The 15331-nt window shown below is 60.6% G+C and carries 15 protein-coding genes and 1 pseudogene; 8 read left to right on the top strand and 8 right to left on the bottom strand.

Going from position 1 to position 15331, the window contains the following annotated elements; genetic code table 11:
- Positions 1 to 68: 68 nt before the first annotated feature.
- The 4 genes from mgtA (at position 69) to QFX16_RS17915 (ending at position 5422) form a co-directional block, all read left to right on the top strand.
- Positions 69 to 2789, top strand: coding sequence for a magnesium-translocating P-type ATPase (gene mgtA, locus QFX16_RS17900; RefSeq protein WP_283180743.1), 2721 nt, complete (start codon positions 69 to 71; stop codon positions 2787 to 2789).
- 153 nt (positions 2790 to 2942) lie between these two features.
- Complete coding sequence (locus QFX16_RS17905; RefSeq protein ID WP_283180744.1) at positions 2943 to 4592, top strand: Na/Pi cotransporter family protein; 1650 nt, start codon at positions 2943 to 2945, stop codon at positions 4590 to 4592.
- Positions 4580 to 4933, top strand: coding sequence for an SLOG family protein (locus QFX16_RS17910; RefSeq protein WP_283180745.1), 354 nt, complete (start codon positions 4580 to 4582; stop codon positions 4931 to 4933). Before QFX16_RS17905 ends, QFX16_RS17910 begins: the two co-directional genes overlap by 13 nt.
- Positions 4934 to 5104: 171 nt before the next feature.
- A complete protein-coding gene (locus QFX16_RS17915) occupies positions 5105 to 5422 on the top strand; it encodes a DUF2388 domain-containing protein (RefSeq protein WP_074880773.1) in 318 nt (105 codons plus the stop codon).
- 52 nt (positions 5423 to 5474) lie between these two features.
- Here QFX16_RS17915 and QFX16_RS17920 read toward each other — a convergent pair whose 3' ends face one another.
- Positions 5475 to 6407: a pyridoxal-phosphate dependent enzyme gene (locus QFX16_RS17920; RefSeq protein ID WP_283180746.1), complete on the bottom strand. Its 933-nt coding sequence runs from the start codon at positions 6405 to 6407 to the stop codon at positions 5475 to 5477.
- 68 nt (positions 6408 to 6475) lie between these two features.
- Positions 6476 to 7267 (bottom strand): SDR family NAD(P)-dependent oxidoreductase, encoded by a 792-nt coding sequence (locus tag QFX16_RS17925; RefSeq protein WP_283180747.1) that lies wholly within the window; start codon positions 7265 to 7267, stop codon positions 6476 to 6478.
- A gap of 123 nt (positions 7268 to 7390) precedes the next feature.
- Here QFX16_RS17925 and QFX16_RS17930 point away from each other — a divergent pair, with 123 nt between their 5' ends.
- Together QFX16_RS17930 and QFX16_RS17935 are read left to right on the top strand one after the other, a co-directional pair.
- Positions 7391 to 8338: a GlxA family transcriptional regulator gene (locus QFX16_RS17930; protein ID WP_283180748.1), complete on the top strand. Its 948-nt coding sequence runs from the start codon at positions 7391 to 7393 to the stop codon at positions 8336 to 8338.
- Positions 8339 to 8381: 43 nt separating this feature from the next.
- A pseudogene (locus QFX16_RS17935) lies at positions 8382 to 8789 on the top strand (isoprenylcysteine carboxylmethyltransferase family protein); the annotation flags it as partial.
- 53 nt (positions 8790 to 8842) lie between these two features.
- Here the strand turns inward: QFX16_RS17935 and QFX16_RS17940 are convergent.
- The 5 genes from QFX16_RS17940 to QFX16_RS17960 all read right to left on the bottom strand — a co-directional run bounded on the left by QFX16_RS17940 (position 8843) and on the right by QFX16_RS17960 (position 12098).
- Positions 8843 to 9511, bottom strand: coding sequence for an HAD-IA family hydrolase (locus QFX16_RS17940; RefSeq protein WP_283180749.1), 669 nt, complete (start codon positions 9509 to 9511; stop codon positions 8843 to 8845).
- Positions 9512 to 9754: 243 nt separating this feature from the next.
- Positions 9755 to 10162, bottom strand: coding sequence for a response regulator (locus tag QFX16_RS17945; RefSeq protein ID WP_283180750.1), 408 nt, complete (start codon positions 10160 to 10162; stop codon positions 9755 to 9757).
- A gap of 180 nt (positions 10163 to 10342) precedes the next feature.
- Positions 10343 to 10624: a pentapeptide MXKDX repeat protein gene (locus tag QFX16_RS17950; RefSeq protein WP_283180751.1), complete on the bottom strand. Its 282-nt coding sequence runs from the start codon at positions 10622 to 10624 to the stop codon at positions 10343 to 10345.
- A 71-nt stretch (positions 10625 to 10695) separates the two neighbouring features.
- A complete protein-coding gene (locus QFX16_RS17955) occupies positions 10696 to 11481 on the bottom strand; it encodes a molybdopterin-dependent oxidoreductase (RefSeq protein ID WP_283180752.1) in 786 nt (261 codons plus the stop codon).
- On the bottom strand, positions 11478 to 12098 hold the full coding sequence (locus QFX16_RS17960) for a cytochrome b/b6 domain-containing protein (RefSeq protein WP_283180753.1): 621 nt from the start codon (positions 12096 to 12098) through the stop codon (positions 11478 to 11480). The genes QFX16_RS17955 and QFX16_RS17960 overlap by 4 nt, the downstream gene beginning before the upstream one ends.
- A 169-nt stretch (positions 12099 to 12267) precedes the next feature.
- On the opposite strand from QFX16_RS17960, the gene QFX16_RS17965 reads away from it, so the two are divergent.
- Positions 12268 to 13209 carry a class I SAM-dependent methyltransferase gene (locus QFX16_RS17965; RefSeq protein WP_283180754.1) on the top strand — a complete coding sequence of 314 codons (942 nt, stop codon included), beginning with the start codon at positions 12268 to 12270 and terminating at the stop codon, positions 13207 to 13209.
- Here QFX16_RS17965 and QFX16_RS17970 read toward each other — a convergent pair.
- Entirely contained in the window at positions 13193 to 13969 is a 777-nt protein-coding gene (locus QFX16_RS17970) for a helix-turn-helix transcriptional regulator (protein ID WP_283180755.1), read from the bottom strand. The two genes, QFX16_RS17965 and QFX16_RS17970, sit on opposite strands and share 17 nt — an antisense overlap.
- 111 nt (positions 13970 to 14080) lie before the next feature.
- Between QFX16_RS17970 and QFX16_RS17975 the strand changes: the two genes are divergently transcribed.
- On the top strand, positions 14081 to 15184 hold the full coding sequence (locus tag QFX16_RS17975; RefSeq protein WP_283180756.1) for a polyamine ABC transporter substrate-binding protein: 1104 nt from the start codon (positions 14081 to 14083) through the stop codon (positions 15182 to 15184).
- Positions 15185 to 15331 lie beyond the last annotated feature (147 nt).

Consider the following 15331-nt stretch of genomic DNA (forward strand, 5'->3'; position numbering starts at 1 on the left):
GTGCGCTCGTCTTTAATTAGCTGAGGTGCCTGTGTGTCGTGCCGCGAACCGGCGGCAGGAGCACAGCAATGACCCTTGTAAAAACCGCAAAGAAAACCGCCCAAGGCGCCAGCAACGACAATGCCAAACTGTCGATGCGCGCCGCCCGGGAAGCGCAGAACGGCCTGGCCGTCACGCTGACCAACCTCAACGCCACCACTGATGGCCTGACCGAATTCGAAGCCCAGGGCCGCCTCGCACGCAACGGTCACAACGAAGTGGCCCACGACAAGCCGCCTCACGCCCTCATCCAACTGCTCAAAGCCCTGAACAATCCCTTCATCTATGTGCTGCTGACCCTGGCCGGCATCAGTTTCTTCACTGACTACTGGCTGCCGATCAGGAACGGTGAAGCGGATGACGCCGACCTGACCAAGGTCATCATTATCATGACCATGGTCAGCCTCAGCAGCCTGCTGCGGTTCTGGCAGGAATACCGTTCGGCCAAGTCCGCCGAAGCCCTCAAGGCGATGGTGCGCACCACCGCTACCGTGCTGCGCCGCGAGCACAAGGACGGCAAATCGGTGCTGCGTGAAGTGCCGATGCGCGATCTGGTGGCTGGCGATATCGTTCAGTTGAGCGCTGGCGACATGATCCCGGCCGACATCCGCCTGATCGAATCCCGCGACCTGTTTATCAGCCAGGCTGTGCTGACCGGTGAAGCCTTGCCGGTCGAGAAGTACGACACCCTGGGCAATGTGGCGCAAAAGTCCGCCACCAGCACCGCGCCAGATCAGTCGAACCTGCTGGACCTGCCGAACATCTGTTTCATGGGCACCAACGTGGTCAGCGGCACGGCCAAGGCTGTGGTGGTGGCTACCGGGGCTCGGACTTACTTCGGCTCACTGGCCAAAGCCATCGTCGGCTCGCGGGTGCAAACCGCGTTCGACCGTGGGGTGAACAGCGTCAGTTGGTTGCTGATCCGCTTCATGCTGGTGATGGTACCGATTGTGTTCCTGCTCAACGGCTTCTCCAAGGGTGACTGGGGCGATGCGTTCCTGTTTGCCTTGGCCGTTGCCGTTGGCCTGACCCCGGAAATGCTGCCGATGATCGTCAGTGCCAACCTGGCCAAAGGCGCCATGGCTATGGCCAAGCAAAAAGTGGTGGTCAAGCGCCTCAATGCGATCCAGAACTTCGGTTCGATGGACGTGCTGTGCACCGACAAGACCGGCACCCTGACCCAGGACAAGATCATCCTCGAACACCACGTCGACAGCCACGGCCGGCGCGACGATTCGATCCTCGAACTGGCGTGGCTCAACAGCCATCACCAGAGTGGTCTGAAGAATCTGATGGACCAAGCCGTGGTGCAATTCGCCAACGTTAATCCAACGTTCCGTGTGCCGTTCGCCTACAGCAAAGTCGACGAATTGCCGTTCGACTTCGTCCGTCGGCGCCTGTCGATCATCGTCAAGGACAGCCGCGACGATCACCTGTTGGTGTGCAAGGGCGCGGTCGAGGAAATGCTCAGCATCGCCTGCCACATCAATGAAAGCGGCCAGGTGGTCGCGCTGGATGCACAGCGACGCAAAGACTTGCTGGCCCTGGCCAACGAGTACAACGAGGACGGTTTCAGGGTACTGCTGGTTGCCACCCGCGAAATCCCGAAAACCCAAAGCAAAAACCAGTACAAAACCGCCGATGAGCGCGACCTGGTGATTCGCGGCTTCCTGACCTTCCTCGATCCGCCAAAGGAAACTGCCGGCCCGGCCATTGCCGCACTGCGCGACATGGGCGTGACGGTCAAGGTGCTGACCGGCGACAACGCCGTGGTCACCTGCAAGATCTGCCGTGAAGTCGGCCTCGATCCAGGCACGCCGCTGCTCGGCCAAGACATCGAGCACATGGACGACACCACCCTCAAGCTGCGGGTCGAAGAACGCACGGTGTTCGCCAAGCTGACACCACTCCAAAAATCCCGGGTGCTCAAGGCGCTGCAAGGCAACGGTCACACCGTGGGTTTCCTCGGCGACGGCATCAACGACGCCCCGGCGCTACGCGATGCCGACGTCGGGATCTCGGTGGACAGCGGCACGGACATCGCCAAGGAGTCGGCGGACATCATCCTCCTGGAAAAGAGCCTGATGGTGCTCGAAGAAGGCGTGCTCAAGGGTCGCGAAACCTTCGGCAATATCATGAAGTACCTGAACATGACCGCCAGCTCCAATTTCGGCAACGTGTTCTCAGTGCTGGTGGCCAGTGCGTTCATTCCATTTTTGCCGATGCTGTCGATCCACCTGCTGCTGCAAAACCTCATGTACGACATCTCTCAGCTGGCGTTGCCGTGGGACAAGATGGACAAGGAGTTCCTGCGCAAACCGCGCAAGTGGGATGCGAAGAACATCGGTCGCTTCATGCTGTGGATCGGGCCGACCTCGTCGATCTTCGACATCACCACGTTTGCCCTGATGTGGTACGTGTTCGCCGCCAACAGCGTGGAAATGCAGAGCCTGTTTCAGTCTGGCTGGTTCATCGAAGGATTGCTGTCGCAGACGTTGGTGGTGCACATGCTGCGCACCCAGAAGATTCCGTTCTTCCAGAGCACGGCTGCATTGCCGGTGATTCTCGCGACCGGCGTAGTGATCTGCCTGGGCATCTACATCCCCTTCTCGCCGCTGGGCGCGCTGGTCGGCCTGGTGCCGTTGCCATGGGAATACTTCCCTTGGCTGGTGGGTACTTTGCTCAGCTACTGCGTGGTGGCGCAGACCATGAAGACGATCTACATCCGCCGGTTCAAGCAGTGGTACTGATCGCCTGAACACCACCAATCCCCTGTGGGAGCGAGCCTGCTCGCGAAGGCGGCGGGTCAATCAACATCGATGTTGGCTGACAGTCCGCTTTCGCGAGCAGGCTCGCTCCCACAAGGGACATGCGTTAACCCTACCGAAAAAAGGAGAGTTCTCATGTCGGGAACGACTCTACTGATCAACCTCGCGGGCGCCATTGCACTGTTGCTGTGGGGCACGCACATGATTTCTTCGGCGCTGTTGCGCGGCTTCGGCACGCCACTGCGCCACTGGATGGGTCGGCATCTGAACAACCGCTGGCTGGCCCTGCTCGCGGGCATCGGCATCACCGGCGTCTTGCAAAGCAGCACCGCCGTCAGCCTGATGGCCACCTCGTTCACTGCCGCCGGCACCCTGGGCCTGGCCCCGGCGCTGGCGGTGATGCTCGGCGCCAACATCGGATCGACCCTGGTGGTGCAGCTGCTCAGCGCTGACATTTCGATCCTTACACCCATCGTTTTACTGACCGGCCTGACCGTCTTCCGGCTGCGGGATGACTCGCGTTTCGAGAGCGTCGGCTGTGCATTGATCGGCCTGGGGCTGATGCTGATGGCCCTGCATATGCTCGGCTCGACACTGGCCGACGTGGAAGGCACGCCCGTGTTCCAGCTGATCATGCAAAGCCTCGACGGCGACCTGCTGATTGCGCTGCTGGTAGCGCTGATCCTTACCTGGCTCTGCCATTCGAGCGTGGCCGTGGTGCTGTTGATCGTGTCCCTGGCCGCCACCGGAATGCTCTCGGCAACGACCATCGTCGCGCTGGTGCTCGGGGTGAACATTGGCGGTGCGTTACCGTCGGTGATCAATGCCGGCTCGAACATCGGCCGACGCCTGCCCCTCGGCAATCTGCTGGTGCGGGCCTTGGGCGCGGCAGTGGTGTTGCCCCTGGCCGGGTGGCTGGCATCGCTGAATCTCGATCCGGCGGCGCTGGTGGTTTACCTGCACACCGGCTTCAACCTTTTGCTGGCGCTGGTGTTCATCGGTTTCACCGAGCCCATGGCCAGACTGCTGAATCGCCTGTTGCCGGAGCCGGCGCGGGATGTCGATCCGGGCATGCCGCGCTACCTCGACGAAGCCGGGCTGGAGGTGGCCAACATCGGCCTGTCCAACGCCTCCCGCGAAGCCCTGCGCATCGCCGACATGCTCTCGGCCATGCTTGAGCGCACGCTGCAGCTGTTCCATACCTCGGCGCCGGCCTGTGCCGATGAGGTGCGGCGCATCGATCAATCCACGGACCTGTTGAGCGCGGCGATTCGCGCCTATCTGGCGGACATTGGCCAGGAAGGCATCAGCGACAGCGATGCCGATCGCGCCCAGGAAATCCTCACGTTTGTGATCAACCTCGAACACGCCGCGGACATTCTTTCCGCCAGCCTCACGGAGTTGGCCGTGCGCCGCTTGCGCCGCGGTGAACACTTTTCGGTGTTCGAGTTGCGCAACATTGCGCCGTTGCACGAGGCGCTGTTGGAAAGCCTGAGCCTGGCAATCACCGTGTTCCTGCGCGAAGACATTGCCACCGCGCACCAGTTGATCAGTCGCAAGGAGAGCGTCCGGCGACTCGAAGCCGACGCCAGCCGTCAGCACTTTCGCAAACTGCAGGAGGACAAAAACACCTGGGCTGAATCCGGCGACATCTTTCAGCGCGTGCTGCGTGACTATCGTCGGGTACACCACCACATCGCCGCCCTCGCCTATCCGCTGCTGGAACGGGCGGGTGAGCCGTTGGGCGATGATCAGGCCAAGGAGGCCTCGCCATGCGCGTCCTGATTTGTGCCGGCCGCCATTACGCCGACAGCCGCCAATGCCGCCGCGTGCTCGACGCCTTCCAGCGCCTGCACCCGGTGCAGGTGCTGATCCATGGCGGCAATCAATACCTGGGCGCCGACATCGAGGAATGGGCCCGTGAACACGGCGCCGACATCGTGCGCTACCCACCCAACTGGCAACGCCACGGCAAACTGGCCGAACGCCTGCGCAACCACTTCATGCTGCACGACAGCCGCCCCGACGTGGTCATCGCCCTGCCCGGCGGTGAAGACACTGAAGAACTGGTCGCACAGGCTCGGGGGAAGGGTTTGCAAACGTTATCGGTAGCGGATTGGGGCTAAATCCAGGATCTGTCAGTAAAAGAGGAACCCTGTGGGAGCGGCGAGGGGCTGAGTTTTTTCAGAGGCAGGCGTTGGACTGATAACGCTTCGGCAGGGAACTCCTGGCGACCGCCACGCATCCTACAGATGTGGTACTTCCTTTTTTGCTTCACGCTTTCAGAGGACACCGTCATGCGCCGTCTGATTATCATCTCTTCACTAGTGCTTTGTTTGCCCGTTGGTTCAGCCATGGCCGATGTAGATGCAAAAGATGTCGCCACCTCGGCTGGGGTCTCCGCATCGCTGTACTCGACCTTCAAGGATGACAAACGGGTGATTCCGGCCCGAGATGACGCCACCAGCTTCGTCGCCAGTGGCGGGGCGATTCGTGGTGCTTATCTGGAGTCGTACTTAAAGCAGGTTCGTCTGGAAAATCCCGGCCTCAACGCCAGCGACGAAGACCTGGCCAGAGCGATCCTCGTCCAGGAAGGCGTAGCTGCAGGTCAATAAAGGCTGAAAAAGTAGCGGTGGGGCTTGCGGCACCCGGATAGTGTTTGCAGCCCTACCTTGCTTCAGCACCCGTGGATAATCGCGCCCAACCCGCCACCAGTTGCGCGCTGATGCTCACGCCACCGCACACCACAATCACCACATCATGGGCGCCGGCAATCGCCGGATGGTTCAGGTAGCCAATCGCCAACGAAACGCCGCACGCCGGCTCGACCAACTGACGCAGGTCGTTGGCGTAACGCACCACGCCCATGATCGCCTCGTCATCGCTGAGCACCACGCACTCGTGGGGGAAATCGAGGATGTGCTGCACCGGCCAGGCGGCCACCAACGTAGCGCCGAGCGACCGGGCGACCGTATCGATCCGGGAAAATATGACCGGATATCCCGCACTGACAGCGGCGGCAAAAGACGCAGAACCCTGGGTTTCACACGCGATGATCCGGCAGTCCATGCGCTTGTGGCGGATCAATCCTGTGAGAATTCCCGCCAGCAAACCTCCGCCCCCTACCGACATCACAAATGCATCGACCTGAGGGCAATCCTCGAGGATTTCATCGACCATCGTGCTGTGCCCTTCCCACAGCACCGGGTGATCGAAGGCTGGCACGTATTCGGTGTCCACGCCCTGCGCGAGTTCCTTGGCCCGTAGATTGGCTTCGTCCCAGACCTTGCCATGGACGATCACCTCGGCACCGGTTTTCCTGATCCGTGCGCGGGTGGTTTCCGGCGTGGTGTGTGGCACCACAATGCAGGCTTTCAACCCCAGTCTGGCGGCAGCCACGGCAGTGGCGAACCCCGCGTTTCCGCCGGAAGGACAGATCACTTTGCGTTTCCCTTGCTCCGCTGCCTGGCTGCACAAGAGCCCTATGCCACGAAGTTTGAATGAGCCGCTGGGTTGCAGGTTTTCCAGCTTGAGCCAGATTCGTCGGGATGGAGTCGACAGGTCTGGATGCAGAATCAAGGGCGTTCTGATGTGAAGCATTTGTGGAGCTCCTTAAGGGTGAACGGTCCTAATCCAAGCTTAGTTCACCCTGCCCGGCGGCTACCGCTTCAGCGATAACGCGGTGCTGCCGTGGAGTTGCCAAACAAACCTGAAAGCGTCTGACGCCGGGCTTCGTAGGCGTCCCACTGATCGCCTTGGTGCAGGCCCGGAATGGTCACCACTTCGCCTTGCGCCAGGCCCGACAGCGCTGCATCGACCATGTCCTGGGCAGACATCACGATCTCTTGTGGCAGGTTTTCCACCGGGTTGCCGGCCTCGCTCCAGAAGTCGGTGGCGGTAGCGCCGGGCAATACGGCCTGGATCCGAATGCCTTTGTCCGCCAGTTCGCGGTGCATCGATTGGCTCAGGCCGAGGACAAACGCCTTGGTCCCGCCATACACGCCGTTGAGAATTTCCGGGGCGATGGCAACGATCGAGGAGATATTGATCACAGTTCCGGTGCCACGGGCAACGAAGCCTGGCACCACCGCGTAAGCCAGGCGCATCAACGCGGTCACGTTGAGGGTGATCATGTCTTCCATGTCATCCACGGGGCTGCCGAGCAGCGGCATGACAGCGCCGACCCCGGCGTTGTTGACCAATAGGGTGATACTGGCGTCGGAGCGTAGAATTTCTTCGACCCGCCGCAAGTCGGCCTTGTCTTTCAGATCAGCGGCGACCACTTCCACGGCGCGACCGGTTTCGTTACTCAGGTGGTTGGCCAGGGCGTTCAGTTTCGCCTGGCTGCGGGCGACCAGAATCAGGTCGTAACCTTGCCGGGCGAGACGGTCGGCATACACCGCGCCGATGCCCGAAGAAGCGCCAGTGATCAGAGCGGTACCTTTGGATGAGAGAGCCATGTCGATTTCCTTCACAGTGAGGCGATAACTTCGCCGGGTGTGAACCGTTATAAAGGGTCTAACGCCCGTCTCAAATGACGTTTAAAGTACGTTTTTCGGACATGACCTTTTGAGGACATCTCGATGACTTCCGTCGCATTTGTAGTGTTTGAAGGGTTCCAGTCCATGGCGCTGGCGGCCATGCCGGTGTTCGAGTACGCCAATTTCAGCGCCGGCGAGGCGCTTTATGAGGTCAGCGTATTGTCCGAAGACGGCCGCACATTGCGCGCTTCCGGTGGGCTGAGCGTCGGCACCGAGGCCTTTGGTGAGCGGGTGTTCGACACAGTGATCGTGGTGGGCGGCGATGCCATCCTCGAGCAGGCGCCCGAGGGCGTACTGAACTACCTGCGCGCAAACGTTAAAACCGCACGGCGCACGGCGTCGATCTGCTCCGGGGCGTTCGTCCTGGCCCAGGCCGGTTTGCTCGACGGACGGCGGGCCACCACCCATTGGGCTTATGCACGGGAGCTGCAAGCGCGGTTTCCGTCGATCAAGGTCGAAGAAGACCGCATCTACGTCATCGACGGTTCGATCTGGACCTCCGCCGGGATGACCGCCGGCATCGACCTGGCGCTGGCCATGGTGGAAAGGGATCACGGCGCCGCGCTGGCCCGTTCCGTGGCGCAGAAACTGGTGATGTACCACCGCCGCGCGGGCGGCCAGTCGCAGCACTCGGCGCTGCTGGAACTGGAAGCGAAATCCGACCGGATTCAAACCGTCCTCGGCTATGCGCGAGAACACCTCACCGAGACGTTGTCGGTGGAGCAACTGGCAGACGTCGCGCGCCTCAGCCCTCGGCAATTCAGCCGGGCTTTCCGGGCGGAAACCGGTCAATCACCGGCCAAAGCCATCGAGAACCTGCGCCTGGAAACGGCGCGGCAGATGCTGGAACGCGGGCGCCTGACCCTCGATCAGATCGCCGAAGAGTCCGGCTTCAGCGACTGCCGCCGCATGCGCGAAGCCTTCCTTCGGGCGTTCGGGCAGCCGCCGCAGGTGATTCGGCGTAATGCCAGGGCCGGGTTGAACGCGTGAGGGGCGCCGGGCCTCTAAACTGAAAAAAACAGACGAGGTGCTTATGAAAATCTCGACCAAACTGGCGTTTTTCGCCGTTGTTTCCACCCTCGCCTACCTTGCGCTCGCGGTGTGGGGGCTTGGCGGATTCTCGGCGTTTTTCTCTCATGGACCGTTGGTGGTCATTGTGTTGGCCGCTTTGGTGATGGCCATCGCGTCCTTGTTCACTGAGGTCAACCTGAGTTCCGGTGAACGTGAAGACCGGGCCAATCGTTGGGTATTGCCGGCGTTCGGGGTGATCGGTTTATTGAGCGGGTACCTGCCGGCCTACACCGACCGGATCGATTTCTGGACCTTTGGTGGCGAAGGTGTGCGCTGGCTCGGGGCATTACTGTTCATCATCGGCGGCACGCTGAGGTTGTGGCCGGTGTTTGTGCTGGGCAAGCGTTTCAGTGGACTGGTGGCGATTCAGCTGTCTATCAATATGCCTTCAAAATAAAGATCATCAAGACAGTTACTCCCACATTAGATTGCATGCAGGCGGATTTTGTCGTCTTGATCCACATGGGCGACGACCGACTCATAGCTGGCGAGCGTGGCGTGCGGAGTCTGGAGCGGATGGTCGTGGGTTGCGGTCACCACGATCAGGCCAGCGCCCGCCGCCTCGGCGGCGAGAATGCCCACGGTGGCGTCTTCGAAAATCAGGCAATCGGCCGGTTCAACGCCCAAGCGCTTGGCCGCCAGTCGATAACCCGCGGGATCAGGCTTTCCGACACTGACGTCTTCGGCAGTGACCATCACCAAAGGCTGCGGGATACCCGCCGCGGCCATCCGCCGCAGCGCCAATGCCTTCGGCGCCGAGGTGACGATCGCCCACTGGTTGGCGGGCAGCGACTTCAGGAAATTCGCCGCGCCAGGCACCTCGATAATCCCCTCGACATCCTCGATTTCCGCCTCGGTGATGAACGCCGCTTCAGCCTCGGCATCCACGCCGGGCAACGCCAGACGATTGATGGTGTCGATGGCGCGAACGCCATGGATGGTGGGTAGGAAGGAGTCGACATCGACGCCGTGGCGCAAGGCCCAGGCCGCCCAGATCCGCTCGGCAGCGGCGATGGAATTTAGGACGGTGCCATCCATATCGAACAGAAAAGCGCAGTACGGGGTATTGAAGACAGATTCTTGAACAGACAAGGGGGAGCTTCCTCTCGCAAGTGCCAGGCGGGTTCGCCGAGCAATGTAGCATTTGCGAGGGAGCTGCCGAAGGCGGCCCGTGCCTTCGGAAACGCCTGCAGAGGATTTCGTTGCTAAGCGGGACGCAGTGCCTCAACGGGCGGGGTGCCGTCGCATGTCGCACCAAGTGTGCCGATTCTTGAAATGTAGGCCTGCCACAACGCGCATCGTGACAGGTTGTAGTGGTCTGATGTGCCGCAGGTTTTACAGGGTACGTTTTGACTTCAAGGCACCTTCCACACAGTCCAGCAACTGCCCAAGCGCCCACGGTTTCTTGATGAACGACACCGAATGCCTGACCCCGGCGCTTTCCGGCGTTTCGAAACCGGACATGATCATGATCGGCTTGTCCGGCCAACGGTCGCCAAACAGATTGGCCAGGTCCGCGCCATTGAGTTTGCCCGGCATGGTGATGTCCGTCAGCAATAGACGGACGCCTTCGGAGTGTTGTTCCAGATACTTCAACGCGGCATCCGCGCTGGCCTGCGGTTCAACCACAAAGCCTTCGTCCTGAAGAATTTCGCAGAGAAACTCCAGAATCAACGGGTCGTCCTCAACCACAAGAATCAACCCACCAGGAAGGTTATTGCCCGCCGTCGATACTGGACTCATGACCGTGACACTCCCTGATTGCCTAAATGATTTCGCGGGCTTAAATCCGCTACCTATCAGGTATGAGCAGCGGACTTCGCGGAAATTCATTTTGATGTAATCGGGCAATGAATCAGGCGCCATACAGCGCTGTATGGGCGCCTGCAAACCAGGGTCTGGCCTCGAAGGAGGGTGTTGGGATCAGTACGACGGAGCGTCTTTTTTCATGGCGTCCTTGGACATCGCGTCCTTCTTCATTCCGTCCTTGGACAGGGTGTCTTTCTTCATCGCGTCCTTGCTCATGGAATCCTTGGTCATGGCGTCCTTTTTCATCGTGTCTTTGTGCATGGCGTCTTTAGACATTGAATCCTTGCTCATGCTGTCGTTGCTCATGCTGTTATTGGTTGTAGCATCGGCGGCAAACACGCTGGCGGTGCCAAACGCCAGGCACATGGACAGTACGGTGGTCGCTAACTTTTTCATGATGAAACTCCTTGAAGCACAGGTTGCGAATGAGCGCAGCGGGTGCCGCGCAGTGAAGTGGCCAGGCGCCATCAGCTACCACCGAACCAGTTGTAGCCCTGGTCTTCCCAGTAGCCCCCCGGATAGGTGTTAGTGACGAACATCGCCTGAATATGTTTGGGATTCTTGTAGCCCAGCTTGGTGGGCATGCGCAGCTTCATCGGGAAGCCGTATTCGCGAGGCAGCACCGCGCCGTCATAGGTCAGCGTCAACAAGGTTTGCGAATGCAGTGCGGTGGCCATGTCGATGCTGGTGTAGTAGTCGTCCGCGCATTTGAAGCCGACATACTTGGCATCCGTGTCGGCACCGACCCGCTTCAGGAAGTCGCTGAACCGTACGCCGCCCCAGCGCCCGATCGCGCTCCAGCCTTCGACGCAGATGTGTCGGGTAATCTGTTCGGTCTGCGCCATGGCTCGCAGCTCTTCGAGCCGCCAGCTGCGCTTGTCCGCGACCATGCCGGTCACTTCCAGTCGATAACTCGCCTCCTCCACCGTCGGCGCCTCGTCGATGCCGTAGAAGGCATTGAACGGAAACGGCCGGGTGATCATTGACTCGGGATAGGTCGGCGCCAGGGTATTGGGGTTGAACAACCAGCCCTGCACCCGATCGTTGAACCGGGACATGGAGGACAACGCGGTTTCGACGCTCTCGTTGTCGGTGAGGTTGCAGCCGGACAACATGGCCACGCCGCCAAGGGTCAGGCCGCGCATCAGGAACGAGCGTCGTGAGCGGTCCTCGATCTGCGGTGCAATGATTTTCCTGGCATCCGTCAGGATGGACGACTCGTCCAGCCCTGAGCCTTCGATGCGCTTTTTCATACGGGCTCCTTGCGACCGACAATCATCGCCCACAACGTTTTTGGAACCAGCGCGACCATCACCAGATGAACCGCTACAAAGGCCACCAACAGCGCCATCGCGATGAAATGCACGTGCCGTGCGCCTTCGTAACCGCCCAGCAGTTCACGCAACAGCGGAAACTGGACGGACTGCCACAACACCAGTCCGGAAATCACCAGCAGCGTGATGTCGACCATCACGAACAGGTACGCCACCCGTTGCACCTGGTTGTAATGACTCAGATCGGCATGCCCCAATCGCCCTCGCAACCCCGCCCACAGGTCATGCAGGACACCTTTAGGCGAAACCGGGAAAAAGCGCCGTGTCAGACGACCACTGACGAGGTTGATGATCAGGTAGACAAGACCGTTGACGGCCAGAAGCCACATCGCCGCGAAATGCAATTGCAACGCCCCGCCGAGCCAGCCACCCAAGGTGATCGTTTTGGGAAAACTGAAGTCGTACAGCGGGGAAGCGTTATAGATTCGCCAACCGCTGGTGACCATGACCAGCACCGCCAGGGCGTTCAGCCAATGGGTCAGCCGTAGCCAGCGGGGATGTGTGCTGACCGTGGGTGAAGCAGGTAACTGCGACATGATGGGCTCCCGGCGGTTGATCGTTGGTGCCGATTATGTGAGCCGATAGATCGCCAAATCCTCACGTAAAGTTAAATTAAACGTGATAACTCCCCCCCAATAACCGGTGGTCCGCCCTTGGCTCAATTGTGGTTAAAATGCCGCCCCAACAAATTGCTGGCCCTGCCCGATGAACGCTGACGCTCTATCCACCCTCCACGCCCATTTAATGACGGCCCTGGCAGCGGCCCCCGCCGAAACCCGCCGGCTGTTCCACGGCCGTGGCCGGCGCTGGCCGGGGCTGGAGCAATTGACCGTCGACTGGTTGCAAGGCGTGGTGCTGGTGTCGCTGTTCAAGGAACCCGAAGCGTCGCAGCTGGAAGCGTTGAAACAGAAGCTGATGGACGTCACGCAATCGCCTGCGTGGACGCAATCCGGCGCGCACACGCTGTTGCTGCAACATCGCTACCTGCTGCAAAGCACGACCGAGTGGCTGTTGGGGGACGCAATCGACGAGATGACGATCACCGAGGGTGGTCTGCGTTACCGGGTGGACCTGGGCCGCAAACAGAACACTGGCCTGTTCCTCGACATGCGTTACGGCCGCGACTGGGTGCGGGCCAATGCCCAGGGCAAGCGCGTGCTGAACCTGTTCGCCTACACCTGCGGATTCTCGGTAGCGGCCATCGAAGGAGGTGCCACGCACGTGGTCAATCTGGACATGTCCAGCCCGGCCCTGAGCCGTGGTCGCGACAATCACCGGCTCAACGGCCACGACCTGAGCAAGGTGACGTTCCTCGGTCATGACCTGTTCAAGTCCTGGGGCAAGGTGATCGGCAAGGGCCCTTACGACCTGGTGATCATCGACCCGCCGTCCTTTCAGAAAGGCAGCTTTCTGCTGACCAAGGACTACCAGCGCGTGCTGCGCCGGCTGCCGGAATTGCTCGGCCCCCAGGGCACGGTTCTGGCGTGCATGAACGATCCGGCGTTCGGTGCGGACTTCCTCATCGACGGCGTCACCCGCGAAGCCCCGAGCCTGCGGTTCGAGCAACGGTTGGACAATCCGCCGGAGTTTGCGGACGCCGATGTTGAATGCGGGTTGAAGGCGCTGGTGTTCAGGCTGGAGGATTGAGCACCAACGCAAACAACTCACCATGCCCATTCACATTGAGCTTGTGATAGAGATTGCGCCGGTGCACCTTCACCGTCTCCGGGGAAATGCCCATCTGCTGGGCGATGGCCTTGCTTGAGAAGCCCTGAAGAATCAGGCGCGCCGTTTCGATTTCCCGCACTGACAGACGCGCGTCGAAACGATCCAGCAGGGTCGCCAGATCCCCGGCCACCACCTCGGTTGCCGGTCCTTCCGGTGGCATCAATTGCAGGTGACGGCGCATCGCCGCCAGCACCCAATCGCGCACGCAGAGCAGACGGCCCTGTTCCTCAAGCGTGAATCGCGTCGAGCGTCCCAACGACAAACCGAGCACGGCGCCATCGATGTTGACCATGAATTGCAACTCGTCACCGCCCACCACGCTGCGGAAGTAGCTCAGGTAATACTCGCTCTGCTGGAACTGGTCGGGGGCCACCGATTCGAGGCTGTGCAAGCCGTCGGTAATGCCGGCACAGGCGGCCTGATAAAACGGATCGAGCAGGTACATGCCGGCGCTGTAATCCGCCAGTTCTTCTTGCTCGGCAGCACTGCCCTTTGAGTCGAAGTCGATCAGCAGGCGCGGCACCCGCCCGGCCCGCATCACCGCGACCAATGCGTTGTCCAGCGGCACCAGCAACCGCAGGGTGTCGACCAGCGCACGCCAGAAGCTGTCCTGCCCCAAGGCACCAAATACCCGCGCCAGCCCTTGGTGCACCGGTAACTCTTTCAACAACGCGTCCACGCCCTACCCCTTTCGAGTAACCCATGATGGGAATGGGTGAGTCCACTCCCTGCCGATACGCTGCAAGCACCTGATCATCACCGGCCTGCAGCAGGCCAGGAGTGCCGCATCATGAGTCGTCACCGCTCGTATATCAATCTTGGACTGGGCGCCTGTTTGTCGGTCTCTTTATCGGCGATTGCCACCGAGGGCCCGACGGTTCACGTCTACAACTGGTATGACTACATTGGCCCTACGACCCTGCAGGATTTCAAGCGTGACACCGGGATCGCGCCGGTCTACGACACCTTCGACAGCGCCGAAGTGCTGGAAGGCAAATTGCTCACCAGCCGCAGCGGATACGACGTGGTGGTGGCCAGCAACTTCAGCTTGCCGACCCTGATCAAGGCGGGCGCCCTTGCGCCTCTGCCCCACGCTCAGATGCCTGACTTCAAAAACATGGACGCTGATCTGTTGGCGAAACTGGCCAACAACGACCCGGGCAACCAGTACGCCGTGCCCTATCTGTGGGGCACCAACGGCATCGGCTACAACATCGACAAAGTCCGCGCGGCGCTGGGCGACAAGGCGCCGGTGGATTCCTGGGACTTGGTGTTCAACGAAGAAAACCTGGCCAAACTCGGCCAGTGCGGCGTAGCCATGCTCGACTCACCGGCCGAAATGCTGCCAGTCGCCCTGCACTACCTCGGCCTGCCACCCAACAGCACCAACCCCGAGGACTACAAGAAGGCCGAAGCACTGCTGCTCAAGCTGCGTCCGCACATCGCCTACTTCAATTCGTCCAAGTTCATCAGCGACCTGGCCAACGGCAACATCTGCGTGGCGGTGGGTTGGTCTGGCGCGATGCTGGAAGCCAAGACCAATGCCGAGCAGGCGAACAATGGTGTGAAGATCGCCTACAGCCTGCCGAAGGAAGGCGCTCCGGTGTGGTTCGACACACTGGTGTTGCTCAAGGACGCGCCACATCCGGAACAGGGTTTGGCCTTCATCGACTACCTGATGCGTCCCGAAGTCATCGCGCCGGTCAGTGATCACCTCTCCTACCCCAACGGCAACCGCAGCGCGACGCCACTGGTGGCCGAAGCGACCCGCAACAATCCTGCCGTGTATCCGTCGGCCGAAGCCATGGCCACGTTATTCACCCTTCAGCCTCTGCCGCCCGCCACCGAGCGCGTGCGGACGCGGATCTGGAGCAAAGTCAAAAACGGTCAGTAAGCCTAAGCCATAGCGAAATCTGTAGCAGCTGCCGAGCTTTGCGAGGCTGCGTTCGGACGAAGCAGTCGTAAATCCTGAAATTTTGGTCCACCTGAAACACCGCAATCCCCGAATTCACGACTGCTTCGCAGCCGAACGCAGGCTTCG

It is taken from the genome of Pseudomonas svalbardensis (assembly GCF_030053115.1).
Taxonomy (GTDB): Bacteria; Pseudomonadota; Gammaproteobacteria; order Pseudomonadales; family Pseudomonadaceae; genus Aquipseudomonas; species Aquipseudomonas svalbardensis.